Origin of the sequence: Chryseobacterium sp. IHB B 17019, from assembly GCF_001456155.1 — a bacterium.
Lineage (GTDB): Bacteria > Bacteroidota > Bacteroidia > Flavobacteriales > Weeksellaceae > Chryseobacterium.
The window spans coordinates 630,440-650,967 of sequence record NZ_CP013293.1; the positions used below are offsets into that span (position 1 = coordinate 630,440).

The 20,528-nt window shown below is 36.6% G+C and carries 13 protein-coding genes; 9 read left to right on the forward strand and 4 right to left on the reverse strand.

From position 1 onward, the window contains the following. Positions 1-44: 44 nt before the first annotated feature. From ATE47_RS02940 to ATE47_RS02950, 3 genes are all read right to left on the reverse strand, one after another. The gene (locus ATE47_RS02940; protein WP_185097118.1) at positions 45-1,091 is read right to left on the reverse strand and encodes a GNAT family N-acetyltransferase; all 1,047 of its coding nucleotides are present in this window, start codon (positions 1,089-1,091) and stop codon (positions 45-47) included. A gap of 29 nt (positions 1,092-1,120) precedes the next feature. After that, positions 1,121-2,113 (reverse strand): polysaccharide deacetylase family protein, encoded by a 993-nt coding sequence (locus ATE47_RS02945; protein ID WP_062160552.1) that lies wholly within the window; start codon positions 2,111-2,113, stop codon positions 1,121-1,123. A 226-nt stretch (positions 2,114-2,339) separates the two neighbouring features. Next, positions 2,340-2,702: a nuclear transport factor 2 family protein gene (locus ATE47_RS02950; RefSeq protein WP_062160553.1), complete on the reverse strand. Its 363-nt coding sequence runs from the start codon at positions 2,700-2,702 to the stop codon at positions 2,340-2,342. An 804-nt stretch (positions 2,703-3,506) separates the two neighbouring features. Between ATE47_RS02950 and ATE47_RS02960 the strand changes: the two genes are divergently transcribed. The 7 genes from ATE47_RS02960 to ATE47_RS02990 all read left to right on the forward strand — a co-directional run bounded on the left by ATE47_RS02960 (position 3,507) and on the right by ATE47_RS02990 (position 15,077). After that, the gene (locus ATE47_RS02960; protein WP_062160555.1) at positions 3,507-4,964 is read left to right on the forward strand and encodes a hypothetical protein; all 1,458 of its coding nucleotides are present in this window, start codon (positions 3,507-3,509) and stop codon (positions 4,962-4,964) included. 36 nt (positions 4,965-5,000) lie between these two features. Continuing rightward, positions 5,001-5,540 (forward strand): hypothetical protein, encoded by a 540-nt coding sequence (locus ATE47_RS02965; protein ID WP_062160556.1) that lies wholly within the window; start codon positions 5,001-5,003, stop codon positions 5,538-5,540. A gap of 329 nt (positions 5,541-5,869) precedes the next feature. Then, a complete protein-coding gene (locus ATE47_RS02970; protein ID WP_062160557.1) occupies positions 5,870-8,788 on the forward strand; it encodes a SusC/RagA family TonB-linked outer membrane protein in 2,919 nt (972 codons plus the stop codon). Positions 8,789-8,798: 10 nt separating this feature from the next. Further along, positions 8,799-10,337, forward strand: coding sequence for a RagB/SusD family nutrient uptake outer membrane protein (locus ATE47_RS02975; protein WP_062160558.1), 1,539 nt, complete (start codon positions 8,799-8,801; stop codon positions 10,335-10,337). A gap of 402 nt (positions 10,338-10,739) precedes the next feature. Beyond that, positions 10,740-12,308, forward strand: a complete 1,569-nt coding sequence (locus tag ATE47_RS02980) for a helix-turn-helix domain-containing protein (protein WP_062160559.1) — start codon at positions 10,740-10,742, stop codon at positions 12,306-12,308. 550 nt (positions 12,309-12,858) lie between these two features. Continuing rightward, on the forward strand, positions 12,859-13,881 hold the full coding sequence (locus ATE47_RS02985) for a hypothetical protein (protein WP_062160560.1): 1,023 nt from the start codon (positions 12,859-12,861) through the stop codon (positions 13,879-13,881). 374 nt (positions 13,882-14,255) lie between these two features. Continuing rightward, positions 14,256-15,077 (forward strand): T9SS type A sorting domain-containing protein, encoded by an 822-nt coding sequence (locus tag ATE47_RS02990; RefSeq protein ID WP_062160561.1) that lies wholly within the window; start codon positions 14,256-14,258, stop codon positions 15,075-15,077. 229 nt (positions 15,078-15,306) lie between these two features. Here the strand turns inward: ATE47_RS02990 and ATE47_RS02995 are convergent, their stop codons facing one another. Continuing rightward, the gene (locus ATE47_RS02995; RefSeq protein ID WP_062160562.1) at positions 15,307-15,948 is read right to left on the reverse strand and encodes an RNA polymerase sigma factor; all 642 of its coding nucleotides are present in this window, start codon (positions 15,946-15,948) and stop codon (positions 15,307-15,309) included. A 244-nt stretch (positions 15,949-16,192) separates the two neighbouring features. Here ATE47_RS02995 and ATE47_RS03000 point away from each other — a divergent pair, with 244 nt between their 5' ends. Next, positions 16,193-17,140, forward strand: coding sequence for a FecR family protein (locus ATE47_RS03000; protein ID WP_062160563.1), 948 nt, complete (start codon positions 16,193-16,195; stop codon positions 17,138-17,140). 63 nt (positions 17,141-17,203) lie between these two features. Further along, entirely contained in the window at positions 17,204-20,488 is a 3,285-nt protein-coding gene (locus ATE47_RS03005; protein WP_062160564.1) for a TonB-dependent receptor, read from the forward strand. Positions 20,489-20,528: the final 40 nt, after the last annotated feature.

Consider the following 20,528-nt stretch of genomic DNA (forward strand, 5'->3'; position numbering starts at 1 on the left):
AAAAGTAAAATTTATATTAAAAATATTAATAAAAGAAATACAACTTAGGTAAACACACAATCCCCATCACCACCAAAAACCTCAAAACGAAAATCATTTCCTAAGGCAACCTTCAAACTTTTTGTCATCTGATACTTCCTGATGCGTGTTTTTTTGTATAGTGCAGGTTCTTTTTTTAAGTGGAAATTAATGGTTTCATCGTAGCAGATCAGGCTGTTTATTTTATTTTTAATGATAAATTGATGTAGGATTTCAGCGCATACTTTATTGTCATAATCGCCGAATTTATACTGCAGTTTTGCCTGTTGATCCCTTACAGTAAGCATCATCAGACTGCTTAGAATATCTTTTTCATCATACATCTTGATGAAAACATACTTAAATTCCTTTGCAAAAGACGAAAACAGGTATTTGCCATCATTTAAATTACTGTTGAGAATCCACGGATAATTCACGATCCATGAGATTTCGTCGGTATTCCTGTGAAAACTATTATTAAGTTGATTTTTAGCTATAAAATCCAGTGATTCTGCGTCCGGTTTGTTAGTTACCTTGTATTTTTTCTTTGATGTAAAAAGTCTCAGAACGGGTGTTGTGAAGAGATTTATAGTACTATCCAGACCTTTCAGTAATGATGTATATTTTTCCCAGAAAGTTTTCTTTTGTGGTAAAATTTTCGTCAAATTTGCGCGGTAGTGATAAGTATATCCTTCTAATGGCTTCACATATTCAAAGCGGTTACTTTTTACGTACATGCTTTCTGCTTCGGGGGTGAATTCTGTGATGAGAATTTTGTCCTCATATTGACTGCAGGCTTCTGCAAGCAGTTGTTGGGCTATCCTTTTTCCTCTGAAATCAGGGTGTACAAACAGCGTACTCAGCCACCCAATTTTTGTCTTTTGATTTCTGTAAAATATAAAGTCCGGCAAAATCCCGATATATCCGGCCAGCTTATCGCCATCAATAGCAAGTATAAGCAAGGTGTCATCATCTGCAGCTCGGGGATTATGAATGTGAGATACCGCTCTGTGATGGGAAATTGGTTTGAAAGAAAAGGAATCAAACCGATGGGAATTTATCAATTTGTCCAAGCTTTCTTTATTATATCTTTCTAAGGAAATCACTTTCTTATAATTGTATTTTTATTAATATACTTTTTAAGTTTAAAATATAAACATTGGAATTTTAATTCATCTTCTGCAGATAGTCCATTTTCCATGGGAATTCGCTGCAAATTTTCAGGATAACTGTCAAGTTTGAGTCCGGCGCATCCAAAAGTATATTTCAGGTTATTATTTCCGTGAAACAATTTTACGAAAAATTCATTTTTAACACCAAAATCGGTAAAAGGAAAAGCAAAGATATCATCAAGAAAATTATTTTCTTTCATATACTGAATGGAAAGGGTAGTGTTTTTAATCTGTTCATTTACGGGTAATTCGTTGTAATAAGGATGATCCCAGCTGTGTGCGGCAATTCCAAAACCTTTGTTTTTAATATAATTTAGGTCTTCAAGATCAAGATACACTTTATTATTTTTAAGATAATCGGAAAAATTAAATTCCAGTAAAGCGGCTGTTTCATTGATAAGATCCTGATGATTGTAGCTTATAGATTTTAGCTTACGGATGATATCTGTTTTGGAGCCGTTTTTTAAGTTTAATAATTTAAATAAAGGTTCAGGAACGGAAGAAAATTCATTAAGCCTTTCAATAAGCAAGCTTATTTTACACCTGAACATCAAATCCTGATCACCTGTGAATGCGGGGTTGATAAAATTAATTGCATAAATTCCTTTACGTTCCAATATCGGCAAAACAATGTCTTTAAACTCATAAAATCCATCATCGAAAGTCATTAATGCTAAAGGTTTCGTGGCTGTTTTATTATGATTTTCCTTAAAAAAGTCCCAGTCTGCAAAATGAAATTTTTTCGACATATAATCAATATCTTTTTCAAACTGCTGTCGGCTTTTATAGTTGATAATGTGCTTGATATGGGGGATGTGCTCATCAGAAACAGAATGATAAACGGGAATCATATAGTTCAGCGGGTAGCTGGCTTTTAATGGGGTAAGGTTTATTATTTTCTCTGCGATTAATCTTTTGGGCATCAAAATTTTATTTCTATAAAAGTACTAAGTAAAATGCAAATTGTACAGCAGATTCAAAATTAATTTTAAAAATTTATAGCAGTTTGAGATCAACTTAAAGTAATGTTTTGGTTTAAATAAAAAAACAGGAAAAAACGAATTTGTATTGCTTTTCCTGTTATCTTGATAAGCCGGGAAATGGGGGTTTCCGTAGCTTTTTTATTATTTAGTTTAATCAATAATTAACCTAATTTTCCGTGGATTCCGCTGCTATAACGAATGCCTTTAATTCCCACATTTTACCGTCCTTAAATTTCCATACATCGCAGTAATCATACGTAATCATTTTGCTGTGCTCATCTTTCATGCTGATTTTGCCTACTGCTGTTACGAAATCACCATCGGCGATGAGGTTTTCAACATCAAATTTTGGAGGTTCTGCATATGCTTTTTCCATATATTTCCGGACTTCTTCTTTGCCGGTCAGCGTTTGTTCGCCTATAAATGTCCAGACGGTATCATCTGTACAAAAAGATAAAAACTCCTCATAATTGCCTTTGGAAACAGCAGCGTTTGCTTTTTCCAGAATTTCTTTGTTGCTTAGGTTCATAGTGTTATTTTTAGTTCTTTTTTGTTTTTCCCAGTTTATTTTTTCTATAATAATGGTTTATCAGCAAAATATGTGCAACTTATGTTTATTCATTCGGACAAATTAATTTATCTATTTAAAGCTAAATTAAACAATTTGATTATGAAAAAAGACCCTCGCATTGAGAGAGGCTTTGCTCTATGAAGATAGAATCTAAACTGCTTTCAAATCCAGGTTTACTTTAAATTCGGACATTTCAAAAGTCAAAAGTCAACATGCTGTATGGTTTGTTGTTTGTACTAATAATTACAACAGTTTACTAAGTAGTTCATTGTGGAAAGCGAAAGTTTAGTAAAGGTAAAACCCGGAAAAATTTATTACTGATAAAACACGGCACGTTTGTCATTTGCGACAGTATTCTCACTTTTTCTACCATTTTTTTTCCGGTATTTTGTCTGAAGTTTTATTTTTCCGACAGTTGTAATTTTACAGGTTTCACGCCACACTATTGTATATAATTGTCTTGTAATCAATATTGTAATAGCAAAACATACTTGGCCGTTTTCCTGAAAATGACAAGCTATTATCTTCTTACATACCATTATGAAAGCTACTTTTGTGATCGTCAACGAGAGAAAAAATTTAAAACTTTAATGTTTTTGATAGGGCAGCAAACTGCATTATTGGTTGCGCTGTGATTACATTTTAATTGTAAAATGATCGTGAAGTTTTTTCAATTATCTGTTCTATACTATAATCCAGGCTAGACATTACGGATATTACTTTTATATATTCTCATAATCAATTACATAAAAAGCATAAACTATGAAAATCTTTAATCGAATTACAGTGTTTTTATTTAATAAAATCAATTTTGCATGTGCTGTAATTTTATTCTTATTATTAATTTCTCCACAAAATAGCTTTGCCCAAACCAGGGTAATTGTCAACCCCGGATTAGAATTTGGAGTTGCCAATGGAACAGGACAGCAAACCGATACCAATTTCGGATTTGAGACAACTTTTGATGCAGGATTACCCGTTAGTTCGCCCTGGTATACCTCGCATCCCACTCAGGCAGGTGCTTGTGTTGTTGGTGCTGTCGGTTTATGTCACCCTGTTGAAGTCTGGGGAAGTGGTTTTGGGGGTGTATCGGCTGCACAGGGAACCAATTTTGTTGAGCTGAATGCCTATGTAAGTTCCATGATCTATCAGAATATGTATTTGGCCAATGGCGATATCATCAGCTTTAATTTTAGACACAGGGCCAGATTAGATACATCCGAACGTGCTGCCATGGTGATTGAAAATCAAAACCAGGTAAATATAGCTACCGTAAGACAGACTGTGTTACCTTCAAGTACGACAGTTTGGTCTACCAATGCAGGATCTTATACTTTTACGGGAACTTCCGGTGTGTACAGGGTAGGTTTCAGGGCAATTAATACAACCAATCCCGGTGCAGGTAACTTATTGGATGATATCAGAATCACGCTTAATCCTCTTATTGACTTGAAGTTTTCCAACGCTCTGTCGGCTTGTGAAGGATTAAGTGATGGTACTTTATTTCTGAGAGTCAGTGGTGCGGTGACAACTGCAACTACAGTAGCTGTCGAGCTTATCAATCCAAATAATGGTACAGCTTTCGCCTCAGACAGCGATATTACTTTAACAGGTGTTACCAATTCAAGAGGGACACCGGTGGTCACCCATACTCCGGGAAGCAGTATTTATTTAGTAACAATACCTACAGGAAATTATGACGGCGGGGTAACTCCCGGATATTCCAGCCCGAATAATGATGAAGACGGAATTGCAATCAACATTTCTTCTTTAAATGATACGGTTTATGAGCCCAATGAAACCTTTAAATTTGAAATCAAACAACAGGGAACCAATGGCTCAACCAATAATTTTGTTTCAACCTCATCCCCAATTTACGGAGATACTTACTATCCTCAAACCAATAATTATACTATACAAAGATGTGTCTGCTACGATGATGCCAATACAGCAACAGCAGGGATTGACAGCAAGGTAGGTTTTTCTAACCTTCAAAAAATAATCCCAAATGACGGAAGCTGGCCCGCGAGCAGGAAATCTGCCCATATCGTATTAGAATCCAACAATAAAGGTTTTGTCATTTCCAGAATGACGACAGCACAGATAACAGCCATAGTTTCTCCCCAGGAAGGAATGATGGTGTATGATACTATTGCAAAATGTTTAAAAATATACAGTGGAACCGCGTGGAGCTGCTTCAGTACCCCAACTTGTCCATAATTATTTTAAAATTTAATCCTGTTTAAAAATTATAAAATGAAAAATATACTAACCATATTATTAATAGGTACAGCAGTATTTTCAAATGCCCAGGTTATCGTAGGGGATGCTGTAGGTACGGCAGCCGTAAAAACCTCTGTTTTACTGGATTTTGCTCCCAACGAAAATAAAGGAATCATCTTGCCTTACGTAAGAACATTACCCACTGCACCGGCAGAAGGAACGTTGATTCTTGATGCCACTGATGCTACCAAAGCCCGTGTAAAATATTACAACGGTGCATGGATTGATCTAAGTGGTCAGGATGCTGATGTAAGTGCTGCTTTAGCCACTCAGCCAACGGTTTCACAAATAGCGGAAGGAGCTGGTGAAAAAGTAATCATCGGGGCAGCGTCGAGCGCGGCCAATGGTGTTTTGGTCTTAGAATCCACCACCAAAGCAATGGTGCTTCCCACCGTACAGGATGTTCAGAATATTCCCAGCCCGTCTGCCGGAATGATGGTGTACATCAATAAAGAAGGGGCAAAACGCCTGGCTGTATTCAACGGCAGCAAATGGTCATATTGGAAACCATAATTAAAAATAAAACCAAAATAGATATCGGATATATTCTAAAAACATAAAAAACTTGTTCCAAAAACCTCCTGTCCCAGGAGGTTTTATTGTTTTTATGAATATTGTTAACGTTTTTGGATCAACTACCTGATTAATTTTAATTACCCCACACTATCTCTCTCAAATGAGAATAATAACAGGTAACTACAGGATAGCTGAGTTTTTCGATAAGTATACTTTTATAAAAACAAACATAAAAAGAAATCTGAGGATATTCTTGATTTTTTGTTTAGATAATTTAAAAATATTGAAAAGTAATAGTAATTTTTTTAAATAATTAATAAAAGTAAATGAAAAATTCTATAGTAACTCTCGGCCTTTTAGTAAGCACTACAGGTTTAATTTTCGCACAGGAGAAACCAACGACCGCCACGATTAACGATAGTATAAAACCAAATCCCAATGATAAAGCTAAAGATATCGAAGAAGTAGTTATTATCGCATACGGCACACAGAAAAGAAGTGAAGTTACAGGGTCCGTTGGCAGGGTAGATGCTGAAAGTTTTAAAAACCGTCCCATTGCGAGGGTTGATCAGGCATTAACCGGTCAGATTGCAGGGGTTAAAACACGTTCAACTACCGGAAAACCCGGCGAACCACTGGAAATCAGGGTAAGGGGTACGGCTTCCATATCGGCGAGTAATTCCCCGGTTTATGTGGTGGACGGAATGGTAGTAGATGATATGGCAAATATCTCACCGGATGACATCCAATCTATTGAAGTTCTGAAAGATGCGGCATCCACTGCGATGTACGGATCCAGAGGTTCTAATGGTGTGGTTATTGTGACGACAAAAAAGGGAACTTCGGGGAAACCGTCATTTACTTTTTCGCAATACTATGGAGTTCAGACCATTGAAAAAAAGCTGGACATTATGACCAGTTCAGAATGGATTGATTATGCTACAGAAGCGATTAACAAAAAATGGGTAGCATTGGCTCCGGGTCATTCAGCATCAGATAGTTACGCTGTAAGGGCAAATTATTTTGGTTTGGCCAATACCACTGATTACAATCTGGCCAATATCAATTATATGATTGATCCTCGCTGGGGAACCAACCAGGTTGCCAATATCGACTGGCAGGATGCTTTTTACCGTCCGGCATCCATTCAAAGTTACCAATTGGCGGTGCGTGGAGGAAGCAAGAATGTGAAATATATGATTTCGGGGGCGTATTTTGATCAGGAAGGTCTCGCAATTAATACGGGCTTTAACAGATTTAATTTAAGCGCGGTTCTTGATGTTAATCTCTCAGATAAATGGAAGGCGGGAATTGCATTAAGACCAAGCTATTCACAAAGTTACGGTGCCACGGTAGACGGAAAAGACAATTTAGCCCATAAAATGCTTTCTATGGTTCCTGTAGCAGAGGTGAGTGCCGGTCTTTATACGAATTTCTGGAAAAATCAAAGATACAGATGGGCAGGTTCTACACAAAGCCCAATCGGACTTCTGGAAGAAACTACCAATAAAACAAACGAATTCCGTCTCTTATCCAGCTTGTATGTGTCTTATGATATTTTGCCTGATTTAAACATAAAAATTTCCGGTGGAGCAACCAATAATTTCAATATTAATAACGGTTATACGCCTACTTTTGATTTAATTACTAATATACCGGGACAGGTAAGTATCGCCAGCCGAAGAACGGTAAATTACAACAGATATCTGGGTGAAGCTTTGTTAAGCTACAAAAAATCTTTCGGTGAACATGATATCAATGCCATCGCCGGTTACAGTGCGGAAAATTACAGAACAACCACTCAATACAACCGAAATAAAGGTTTCCCGAATGATGATTTGGAGACTTTCAATTTCAACCAATCCGCATCTGTGCTTAATTCGGAATATACAGCTTCGGAATGGATGCTCCTGTCTTATTTTGGACGTGTAAATTATGATTATAAGGAAAAATATATGTTGTCTGCGAGTATTCGTAGAGACGGTTCTTCCAGATTTGGATGGAATAATCTCTGGGGAACATTTGCGGCGTTTGGGGCCGGTTGGAAGATAGATAACGAAAATTTCTTAAAAGATGTAAATTGGTTGAATAACCTTAAATTAAGATACAGCTGGGGAGAAAACGGGAATAATTCAATTGGTGATTACAGGGCGTTTGGGACACTTGCAGGCGGGAATTATTCATTTGGAGGAAGTTTATCAAACGGTTTAATACCCAATACGATTCCCAATCCGGATTTAACATGGGAAAAAACACAGTCATCTGATTTCGGTCTTGAATTGGGATTATTCAACAGAATTGATTTTACCGCAGATTATTATATTAAAAAAACAAAAGACCTTCTTTTAGAACAGCCGGTACCTTCTGTAACGGGCTATACCACAATGTGGAAGAACGTTGGCTCAGTTCAAAACAGAGGATTGGAATTAGAATTAAGCACAAAAAACCTAACAGGTGCTTTCAAATGGAATACATCGGCTAATATCGCTTTTAATGATAATAAAGTATTGCAGCTAGGTACTGATAATGCGCCTATTTATACAGGTTTTAGCAACAGCACCAATATCATAAAAGTAGGCGAGGAGCTGAATTCATTTTATCTTTATGAAGCAATTGGCGTGCTTTCTACAGCGGACATCAACAATGCAAGTGTTGCTAAAACAACTGGTGCCATTGCTGGTGATGTTAAATACAGAGACGTCAACGGAGACGGTGTTATCAATGAAAACGACCGTCATATCATCGGAGGTCCTACTCCTGATTATTATTGGGGCTTTACCAATACTTTCTCATACAAAAATTTCGATTTATCTGTATTCTTTCAGGGGCAAAAAGGAGGTTACAGCTATGCTTTGTTAGGTCGTGCAATCGATCGCACAGGTATGGGAACTACTGTCAATGTCATGGGAAACTGGGCAAACCGCTGGCGTTCCGATGAAGATCCCGGAGATGGAAAAACGCCGAGATTAGATGGAACAACAGGAAGTCTTCTGGATACAAGATGGCTGTATGATGCCACTTATATTCAATTGAAAAATATAACATTGGGATATAATTTTGATCAGGAATTAGCCAGTAAATTAAAAATGTCTAACCTGAGAATTTACATCAGCTTAGAAAATGTCTGGAGAAAAGACCATTATTACGGCGGATACAACCCGGAATCCGTACAGTCGGACGGAACTGATTACGGTGCATACCCTAATGCAAAGGTTTATATGATGGGCCTAAACTTTAATTTCTAAAATTTTAAAAATGAAAACAACTTATAAAAAATATACATCCTTTTTACGATTAAACCGTAAAACTCTCACAAAAACTTTAATTTTCGGAACATTAACATTAGGAATAATCAGCTGCGAAGAAGATCTCATGCTGGAACCTGAAAATAATATCACGCAAACTTCTTTTTATACCACCGAGCTGCAAATCCAGCAAGCCTTGTCGGGTGTATATTCCGGAATGATAAATGCTTCGTCCAGAGGAGGTTTCGATGTTAATTTTTATCTGCTGGCTTCGGAAGTCCGTTCCAATAATTTTAATGCCATTTCCCAAAACGGAAACAGGGATTATTACGCGATTAACCGTTTTCAGGATACCTCTTCAACCGAAGAAATGGATATTCTTTGGGAAGATGCCTATCAGATGATTTCTTATGCGAATAATATTTTAGCAAGAATCGATGCCGTTCCATTTGCAGATCCTGCGACAAGGGAGCAATACCGCTCAGAAACCCGTTTTTTAAGGGCATATGCATACTTCGAATTGATGCGTAATTTTGGAAAAGTCCCTTTGATAGATCATCCGGTGAGCCCTGAAGAAGCTGCAACGATACCAAGAACTGATCTGGCAACTCTGTATAGTTTCATTACCTCGGAAATTGAAGCTTCTGTAGCTGGCTTAAAAAATGTTTACAACGCAGCTAATAAGGGAAGAATAACAAAATCTGCAGCTCATGCGATGTTAGGCAGGATCTATCTTACAGGATACGGCTATCCTCTCAACAACAGCTCTTATTTATCTAAAGCAAAAGAGCATTTATCTGCAGTCATTCAGGTGGAAGGGCAGTATGTCACATTTGCGACGAATTATGCAGATTTGTTTAAAAGTGTCAATGACAACAAATATCATATTTTTGAAATCCAGCATATTAGTGGCGGGCTGTCGCAGGGTTCTTATTTACCAAGTTATGTTTCACCTACTTTTGGAGTAGCAGATCCTTTGTACAATGCGCAGGGAAGTCTTTACAGTTCTGCGGAATTAGGGGTTTCCCAATCATTGATTAACTCCTACGAAACTGGGGATTTAAGACGTGCCTTAACCGTTAAAACCCAATTTATAGCTCAAAACGGGCAACCGGATAATGCCAATTATTTCGTGAAATTCCGTGAGCCGGGGCTTGCATTGACCAACCGCTACGACTGGCCGATTAATTTTCCTGTGATCCGATATGCGGATGTTCTTTTAATGTATGCAGAAGTGTTGAATAATGAGGGTAATACCGGCGGTGCTGTTCCATTTTTAAACAGAATTCGTCAGAGGGCAGGGTTAGCTCCGCTTTCTACATCTATGTCAGCTGCCGATTTTACTGCGGCGCTCCGTAAGGAAAGAAGAGTGGAGTTTGCAGGCGAAGGTGTTTACTGGCATGATTTGGTGCGTTGGAATATCGCAGTGGATGTCATTAATCAGGCAGCGGCGGATCTTAACTATAATTTCACCATTTCAACGAAGGATTACTTGTATCAGATTCCTTTATCTCAAATTCAGGTGGCTGGATATGAGCAGAATCCTTAGTTAGCGGATAATAAAAGTAAAAAATCTTCCTTAATTATATGACAACCGGAGTTTATTGCTTCGGTTGTTTGTTATTTGAATTGGGCTTCAATCTCGAAAAAAATCTAATTTATTATAAGTATTATTTAATATATGGAACCTTGAAATATGCGCCAAAAAGTATAATTTTGCAGCTATGAAAAAAATTATTCAAAATGGTGATAATGATTAATTGAAATCTAATATTTGAACCATATTCTTAAAAATAATTTGATCTTAACCTTAAATGGCGTATAATTTTAAATAATTAATTTTGGTGTCAACTAATTATTGATAAAGCTGTTACCATAATTCAGAGATCATATTATTTATGTTGATTCCATTTCTAAAAAATTTAAAAAAACACTTTACTTAACATAACACATGAAAAAAGAATTTTTTCTTTTACTACTTTTCGCTTGTTTATCAATTAATGCACAGGATTTAACTGCATATAATAAATTATATAACAAAGTCTATTTAGAAACAGCTTCTAAAGATTTCAAAAAAGCACTTTATATTGCTGATTCTTTATACAAGATTTCTGAAACACCGACCCTTCAAGCAAAAAGTTTAATGCTTTCGGCTACCCTTTACAGAGATACGAAAGATTTTAAGAAAGCCTTATCGTATGCCGAAAAAGCTGAAACAATTATTGAAAATACGGATGATTTAAACTGGCAAGCACGGATTTCTCTCTTTTTAGCCGGCCAATATCGTGGTGTCGAACTCTACAACCAGTCAAAAAAATATGCTCAAAAAACACTCGAAATAGGCAAAATGATTAAGGATACGCTAATAGCACACAAAATCCAGGGTTTAATTCTGCAAGAAATGGCCTATTACGAAATGGATCAAAAAAAATACAAGAAATCCAATCAGTATATTCAACAATCTCAGCTTCATTTCAATAATGTTATAAAAGAAAAAGATTTCTTTACTGCTGATAACGAACAGATGCTTGGTTCTAATTATTACCATCTGAAAAATATCAAAGCTGCTTTATTTCATTATAGGAAGGCTTTAAATTTAGTTAAAGATTTTCCTGAAAATGAAATTACGGGAGATATTTATAATGGCTTAGCGAATGTATATTTAGAAAATAACGATTTAATTAATGCAAAGAAATATCTTGATCTTGCACAAGAAGTCTCTGATAAAGCCGAAAATCTTGAGCTTAAGCAAGAAGTTTATAGTACAGTGGAGAAATATTACATAGCAACTAAGAATATTGAAAAACTCAAAGAAATAGATCAAAAAAAGGATACTTTAGAAAGCAAAATAACTTCAAAAACGCGGCAGTTTGTTGATGAATCTTATACTAATCTTGACAAAAAAATAGTAAAGGCAGAGCAAAAAAGTACCCGGAAAAATTACCTTATTGTAATTACAGGATTCCTTGTTATTCTTATCCTTGTTCTATATATACGATCTAAAATACAACAAAAGAAAAACATTGAAAAATTCAAACAAATACTAAGAAAATCTAATGAAAAACCAAGGTTCGTTGATTCTGCCGCCTTAAAGGAAACCGAGACACCTATGGAGATAGAAAATAATGAAGTGCCGGTTTTAATGACATCCGAAACGGAAGAAAAACTGCTTGCCAAATTGAAGAAATTTGAGAAATCCAATCTTTTCAATAATAAAAATATCTCTCTTCCCTTTTTAGCGGGACGCTTTGAAACTAATACGAAATACCTTTCCTATGTTATCAATACGCACAAAAAGAAAGATTTCAACAATTATATTAATGAATTAAGGATTAATTATATCATTGAAAAACTCAAGAATGAACCTCAATACCGGAACTATAAAATGGCTTCTTTAGCCGATGAAGTTGGGTTTTCTTCGCATAGCAAATTCAGTAAAGTCTTTAAAAAAGAAACTTCTTTATCTCCTTCTTTATTCATAAAATATATTGAAGAAGAAAGTCTTCAAGAAAAGGTTTAAATATTTTATAACCAGTAATTTACCAATTATAAACACCTTGTCTTTTTCAGGAAAAAAACAAGGTGTTTTCTTTTATCATAATAATGGATCTGCTACTTTTGCCACGCAATCAGCAATCAAAAAATCCTAATGATCAACTAAAAATGCTATTGCAACGCATTCATTTAATCCGAGTCAAACTATTAAAAATAACTTTTATAATCATTTTCTACTTTGCGATTCAGAAACACAACTGATTATTGCTATGCGGAACATCCCTCTATTATCTGCAGGCTACCTGCATGGCCGGACCTTCGGCCATGTTTATGTTCTCTATCAGAAATTTATCCTAAAGTAACTTTATAAAAGTACTTATTGTAAGATTTAAATTAAAATTTGTTTATGTGTCTTTTTTGTATTGTCAACGACAAAGTATTGTCTTCAAAATGGTTGCTGATTGATCTAATTTTACAGCGTTTTTAAGAATTTGTGTAGCATAATTATAAAGGATAATCAACAGGATACCGAACGAAATCAGATTACGGAATTATATTTAAAATTATACAGAATAATGAAAAAAATCAATCTATTATTAGGTCTTTTATGTACTCAATTTTTATTTTCCCAAATAGGGATCAATACAGATAACCCAAAGTCTACTCTGGATATAAGTGCAAAAACAACCGATGGCAGCAAACCGGAAGGACTTCTTGTGCCAAGGCTTACAGGAGATCAGATCAAAGCTGGAGATACGCAGTATACAATAGACCAAAAAGGCAATATTGTTTATGCCACTTCTGCCGTAAGTGCAGCTTCCACAAAAACCGTCAACATTACAGAAGAAGGATATTATTTTTTCGATGGAAATATCTGGCAGAAAATAAATCAGGACACGAATATTTATAAAAATAATGGGACTCTTGCATCAAACAGAGTAGTAACAATGACTGACAAAACCCTTTCTTTTACCTCTTCCGCTACTACAGGAACCAGTCATTTTCAGGTAGACAATACTACTTTAAATGTTGATGCGGTAAATAATAGAGTAGGTATGGGAACTGCAGCTCCTGCCACAAGATTAGACATTGACAACGGAACCGTTGCAGGGGCCATTAAAATTGCAGACGGAACACAGGGAGAAGGTAAAGTTCTGGTTTCTGATGCGAGTGGTGTAGCCACTTGGCGTGACACTACGGGTTCTGCACTTGTCATTAACTCTACAACAGGTACCAATGTAAATATCCTTGCGGCTATGACCTACCTTGGAGCAAGCGCCGTTGTTACTACTCCCGGATATTATATTGTTTCACCCCGTCTTATTACCGATAAAAGCCCAGCGGGTTGTGGAGCTTTTCTTGCCTATAATTTGAGCAAAAGCCCAACGGCAGCAGTAAATGTTGCATTTCCTTCGCAGGATATCCATGTACCTACCGGTTCTAGTAGTTATGACTTTATTTACACTTCGAATATAGCTTACCTGACAGCAGGAACATATTATATGCAAGTAAGAGGATCTTCTTCTCCAGGCTGTACCACAAACACCTCCAGAAGTACTTTTTCTCAGAATAGCTTTACCCTGACTTTACTTAAGTAAAATAAGGTTTTCTCAGCTCAAAATTTAATATTTTTAAACTTAATAAGGGTATCTCCCATGTTTGCAAGTCAAATGTGGGAGATTTTTGTCTAGGTTACCATGTAACGCAGACGACCGACCGACAGTAGAACTTTTTACCATATTGGTCACGGCATAGCTTTTTATGACTTTATCATATGGAAAGAATTATTGAATACATTTTTACGGTTTGGTAATTTGAATAACATCAAACTGACGCAAGGCAACAAGATTAGATCTTCGTAAAGACGAATATTTTTCGGAAGCGGGAAAAGTGCCGATGCAAGTTTAATTTCTTTAACGGCATCAGCTTTGCTATTAGAGTAAAACAATATTTATATAATAAACCTAAATGTATGAAAAAAAATGTATTTCTTGGCTTGTTCCTGCTTATGATGGGGAAAGCCTATTCACAGATTGTGTATACACCAGTGAATCCCAATTTTGAGATCAATCTTTCCCCGACAGGAGGAAGCAGTGCAAACCTTTTCCCTATTGATTTTAATAATGACGGGGTTGTGGATTTCAATTTCAGATGGGATGTTTTTGGTCCCGGCACTTATTTTATGCATATCACCAGCTCCAATTCTTTCTCTTATAATCCCAGTAATCAGGCAATTGGTACCGGAAATTTTAATTCCTTCGGTGTGCCTTATGCAATGCCTTTAAGCTCCGGAGTATCATTAAGCTCCACATCTGCCGGATGGATTACCGAGCCGAGAGGCCCTCTTATTGGTGATGGGGAAACCCAGAATTTTTTAGCATTGGGAGACCGGTATATTGGGGTTAGATTTCTTGTAGGAAGTCAATACTATTACGGTTGGATACTTGTTTCTTTCACCACCAATAAGCTGAGAATAAAATCATATGCTTATCAGAGTACTCCAAATACATCCATTACAACCGGAAATACGGGAGGTTCCTTAGCAGTAGGCGATCATCATGTAAATCCTGCTAAAATGGAATTATATCCTAATCCTGCCTCAGAATTTATAAAGCTGCCGAATCTGAAACAGACTTCTGCCTTTGAAATTTACAATGCAGAAGGTAGAATTGTAAAAAGTGGTACCGCCGATTCTAAAAAAGAAATAAATATCTCTGAACTTTTAAACGGCTCCTATATCATATCTGTGATGGACAAAGACCAGCAATCCAATATAAAATTTATAAAAAAATAGTTTAATATTCTAATTTACAAAAGCGGACAGATCATTTAATGATCTGTCCGCTTATTGCTTGAAGTATCGTTTATGAAGAAAATATGTTGTGCAAATATTTCAACATAATCGGATAATCTACAGAAAATCGTCAACAGCATTGGTATCAGCTTCAGTAGGGATGCCCGCAGCTCTTACGGTCCAGCTGTTATTGAAATTATTCCTGGCTATGTTCCTGATGAATAAGGTTTTACATATCCTGTAGTGTTGCTGCCTGTTTGGCCAGGATTTCCATGAGAACCAACAGAGAAATAAGCTTTTTGGAAGATTGATAATCTGGATTAAGCTTTTCCCTTATTTCACCCAGAGTCTTGCTTAGCTTGTTACTTACCGTTTTACTGCTCAACCCGAGGGCTTTTGCTGTATCCTCGACAGACATATTTTTCCGGATTCTCATATCAAAGACTTCTCGTTCTGTAGCGGAAAGCTGGGAAACCACCTCATCAATCATCTCAAACAAAGCGGAAATATCACTTTCCTCAAGAATCTCAAAATATTCGGTGTCTGTTATTTCTATTGGGATGTCGGATTCATCAATGCTTACCGTTGCTGAATTTTTTTTTGAACTGTTATAAAAATCAATGATCCTGTAATGAAGGTATCGCAGCAGATAGCCCTTTGCGCTTTCCGATTCGTCGGTCTGTATGGCTTTGGTATCCTCAAGGATTTTAATCCAGAGATTTTGTAAAATTTCTTCTGCAACTTCTTTATTTCTCGTTCTCCCGAAAACAAAACCATACAGGCTGTCCCAATATCTTTCGTACAGTATCATGAAAGCAGGCTTGTCTCCTGATTTTATTTTATTCAATAAAGTGTGATCTGTCAGTTTCATAATTACACCGCAAAATTACCTAATGTAAAATTAACTTTTTGTGAACTTTCGTAAATCCAACATTAATTATTTCTAAAAAAAAGCGCTCCAATATGAAGCTAATATTGATAAAGTATCAAAAATCAACAAAACTGTTAACAACTTGATTTTAATATGAATAAGATGTTAAGATTGGCTTGGGGAAGTTTCTGTTTTTCGCAGTCTTATCAATAGTTACATTGAGAATTAGAACTGAATATTTTTTATGAAGAACCTAAAATATAAAAAAGTTGAAGCATTTGTTTTCAGACTTTGGGAGCGGGAAGTTTCCGGAGAAAAAATCTCCCAGAAGGAAACTGAAATTTTGGAAAAATGGAAAATCCACGTTGAAAAAGATTTAAATGAAACAGGATCTAAGGAATCTAAAGAAAGAATTTTATTCGCTTTGGAACCTTATTTTGCTCAACCAACGATTGTTCATCACAATATCAGCTTTAAAAAATATATTTATCAGGCGGCGGCAGTTATTCTATTATTACTGTCATTCGGAGGAGTTTTTACATATTATACTTTCTTTAAACCGGATGTGTATATCGCAGAATCTGTAAACAGAAAAGTTCATCTGGCAGACGGTACGATAGTGAATTTATTTCCGGGTGCAGAGCTTACGGTAGAAAAATCTTTTCCTGCAGATACCAGAATTGTTGGCTTAAAAGGAGACGCCATATTTTCCGTGGCCAAATCCAAAATACATCCTTTTATTGTAAACGCAGATGGTTTCAGCACCAAAGTATTGGGAACGGTTTTTAAAATTTCACAGTCAGGAAACGATAAAGCGGTTGATCTGTATGAAGGTAAAGTAGCTGTTTCATCTGAAGGAGTTCCGGTTTATTTTCTTAAACCTCATCAAAAATGGACCAATTTCGGGATTCCGAGAACGGCGGCTGTTCTTTCAATTTCACCTGGAAAAAATTCCGGCAAAAACGGTTCGGCTTTATTGTCTTTAAGTTTCAACGATGTTTCACTGGATGAGGTTGTAGAGGTTTTACAGAAAAATCATCAGATCAGTATTAAATATCCTAAAGAAGTTTCCGGTAAGAAAATCACGGCAGACTTTACGGGGGGAAGTACCGATGAAAATATAGAAGCACTGGCATTCATATTAGGTCTGGAAGTGAAAAAGGAGAACAACACTTATATCCTGAAAAAATAAAAATCAGCAAAACATTAAATCAAAAAAAAGAATAAACCAGAAAAATTTTAATTAAAAAAGAGGATGAAAAGTTTGAAGTGTAATTTTACAATCGCGGCGTTGTTTTTTAGTGTAACAGCAGTAGAGGCACAGGAATTAGTACAAAAAGTATCATTTTCTGTTCCGGCAAGCAGACCGTTGATTGACGTTTTGGAAGAATTTGCTGGTAAAACAGGAACAAGGCTGGCTTATTCTAAATCAGATATTAAAGAATTAAAGGTAAAAGATATAAAATGCGAAAATATTACTGTCAGCAATTGCCTGAAGGATATTACGGCAGGTCTTCCGGTTGTTTACCGCTTGCGTGGAGACCTTATTTCAATTAAATATGAAAACTCAAGTGTTTCTGTATTGGGAAACGGAAGAATTTCCGGAAAAATCGTTGATGAAGTCGGGAATCCGGTTGTCGGAGCCCAAGTAACCATTGCCGGAAAGACATTGACCACCGATAATAATGGTGAATTCGCTGTTGATCTGCCTTCGGGAACTTATACCCTTAGTGTTAGAGCAACAAAATTCAATCCTTTAAGAGTTGAAAAATTAACGGTAAGCAACAACGAAACGAATAATATTTCATTCGCCATGAAGCAGGTTTCCGATAAAATAACGAATATTAAAGAAGTCGTTATTTCCGGAACCCGCAAGGCAGATACCCAGGCCGGATTATTGACCCAACAGAAAAAAGCTGCACAAATGAGTGATGGTATTTCTGCGGAACAGATTTCCAAAACGCCTGATAACGACGTTGGCGGGACATTAAAAAGAGTAACGGGAGTTACCACGATCGATAATAAATACGTGGTTGTCCGTTCAATGGGAGAACGTTGGAACACCGCTGCGATGGACGGGATCAGCCTGCCGAGCACGGAAGCGTATAACCAGAATTTTTCATTCGATATTATCCCGACTTCAATGGTGGAAAGCGTGGTGGTAAGCAAAACCGCGACCCCCGATATGAATGCCAGCTTCGCGGGTGGTTATGTAGAAGTAAGGACAAAAGATATTCCCAATGAAAATTTTACGACGGTTACTTTGGGGGCTTCATATAATGATATTTCTACTTTTAAAGAATTCTTGACCCGCCAGCGAGGAAAATACGACTATTTCGGGTATGACGACGGAACAAGGGACTTCCCGATGGGCCTCAAAGCAATGAACTGGGAAAATCCTGAGTTTTTTGAGCAGTCGAAGCAGTTTACCAACGATAATTTCACCAATTATGCAATGAAAGCGGATATGGGATCTAATATGCAGCTGGCTTTGGGTAGGACTTTTAAACTTAAAAATAACAATAAATGGGGTTTTGCAGGAGCTTTGGTTGTAAGAAACGAACAAAATAAATTAGATATCGACCACACTGGAAGAGGAAACTGGCTGGATACTACGCAACTTATCAATAACTGGCAGGAAACCGGAGAAGCACCCGTAAAGTTTTATAATTTTAAAAATCAGGGAGCATCTTATACCTACAATTCCACGGTGGCGGGAATGATGAATTTCGGGTTGCAGTTGGGTAAAAACAGGTTTTCATTCCGGAATTCTTATACTCATATTTATGACAATACAGTCACAAGAATTACAGGCTGGAACGAATATTCAGGAGGAAGCGGATTGCCGGAAAATGCAGAGTTAGCTTACAATTATTTTTACAACGGAATCATCCCTAATAATGACCCGGAACAAATAAAAACATTAGACAGACCTTATGCTGATAACGCCAATTATCCTGTCTATCAGACTCTTTTGCAAAATAAGCTGGAAGGAAGTCATAAAATCGGAAATATAGATATCGACTGGTTTTTAGCAAGAACAGGCGTGGCATCAGATACCAAAGATTATACACTGCATCAGACCTATTATAATTTTATTGGAAAAGAAATAATAGCTTATCATCAGGTAAATAATTCATCAAGTGATTTTGCAAGAGGATATATAGAAAACAGGCAGAGAGATTACAATTACGGAGCATCCTTCAAATGGAATATGGATGCAGGAAATTTTAAAAATGATATTAAAGTAGGGTATGCCGGAGCATCAAAAGCCAATACTAATATTCAGCAGAAATTTTTGTTGAGAACGGATGAAACCAACGGTGCCCCTAAAATCAGAGCACTGGATGGAGCGCTTTCAGATTGGCTGGATGGTTCATATTACGTTTCAGGTGGGATAGGATGGGAAACAAGGCCACTTTACAGTGACGAGAAATATGAAGGTGAAGTAGATCAGCACGCAGGATTTATCATGTTTGATAATCGCTGGAATAAACTTAGGCTGGTTTGGGGATTGAGAGCGGAATATTTTAGGTATAATTTAATTTCTCAGCAGATAGATCCGGATGATCAGCAGAATCTATTCAAAACCGCTGTGGAAGACAAGCCGTGGCAATTTATGCCCTCTGCCAACTTTACCTATAGCCCAACGAATAAAATTAACCTGAGACTGGCTTATAACAAAATGGTGATCCGGCCTCAATTTAATGAAAGAACGGGACTGCCGTATTTCGATCCTATTGCTAACGGATTGATTCATAATACGGAAATGGTATCATCAATAGTGAATAATTATGATTTTAAGTTTGAGTGGTTCCCAGGATTAGGAGAAATATTTTCAGTAGGATTATATTATAAAAATATCGACAAACCAATTGAAAGGGAGGGAAATATTTCCAACGAAGGAAACCTGCACCTTTATAACGGAAATTCTAAAAACGCAAAACTGAAAGGCTTTGAAGCTGAGGTAAGAAAAAACTTAGGCTTCATAGCAACAGATTCTTTCCTCGAAAAACTTTTTATCAGTGGAAACTTTACGTTTAACGATACTAAAGTAATTGCTTTTAAAGACAAGACAAAAACAACGGATGCAGACGAAACATACGAAGTAGACAGGCCGCTTTACGGGCAGACTCCCTATGCTTACAATCTGGGTCTGATGTATGATGGAGAACGTTTGGGATTAAGCTTTTTATACAACGCAAAAGGCGATCAGTACATCACGGTAGGATACGGATACAACGGGGAGGAGATACAAAGGCCTTATGCTGTTGCGGATGCACAGATTTCATATAAATTTCTTAGAAACAGGAATTTAGAGGTGAAATTTAATGCCAGAAACCTTTTCAACAGGGTGAAGGAGTTTTACAATAATTATAATTCTTATTCGGTGTCGAAAGGTGGTGCTTCACAGACAGAAAGGGAAATGCTGGAACTTTTGCCCGGAGCTACCGATAAATATGACAAAAATATCGATAAGATCCTGTTTCGTGCCTACAGCGGAAGAATATTTGGCTTAAATGTAAACTATACTTTTTAAAACATTATAAAAAATAGAAAAGAGCTCATTGCAACGTACA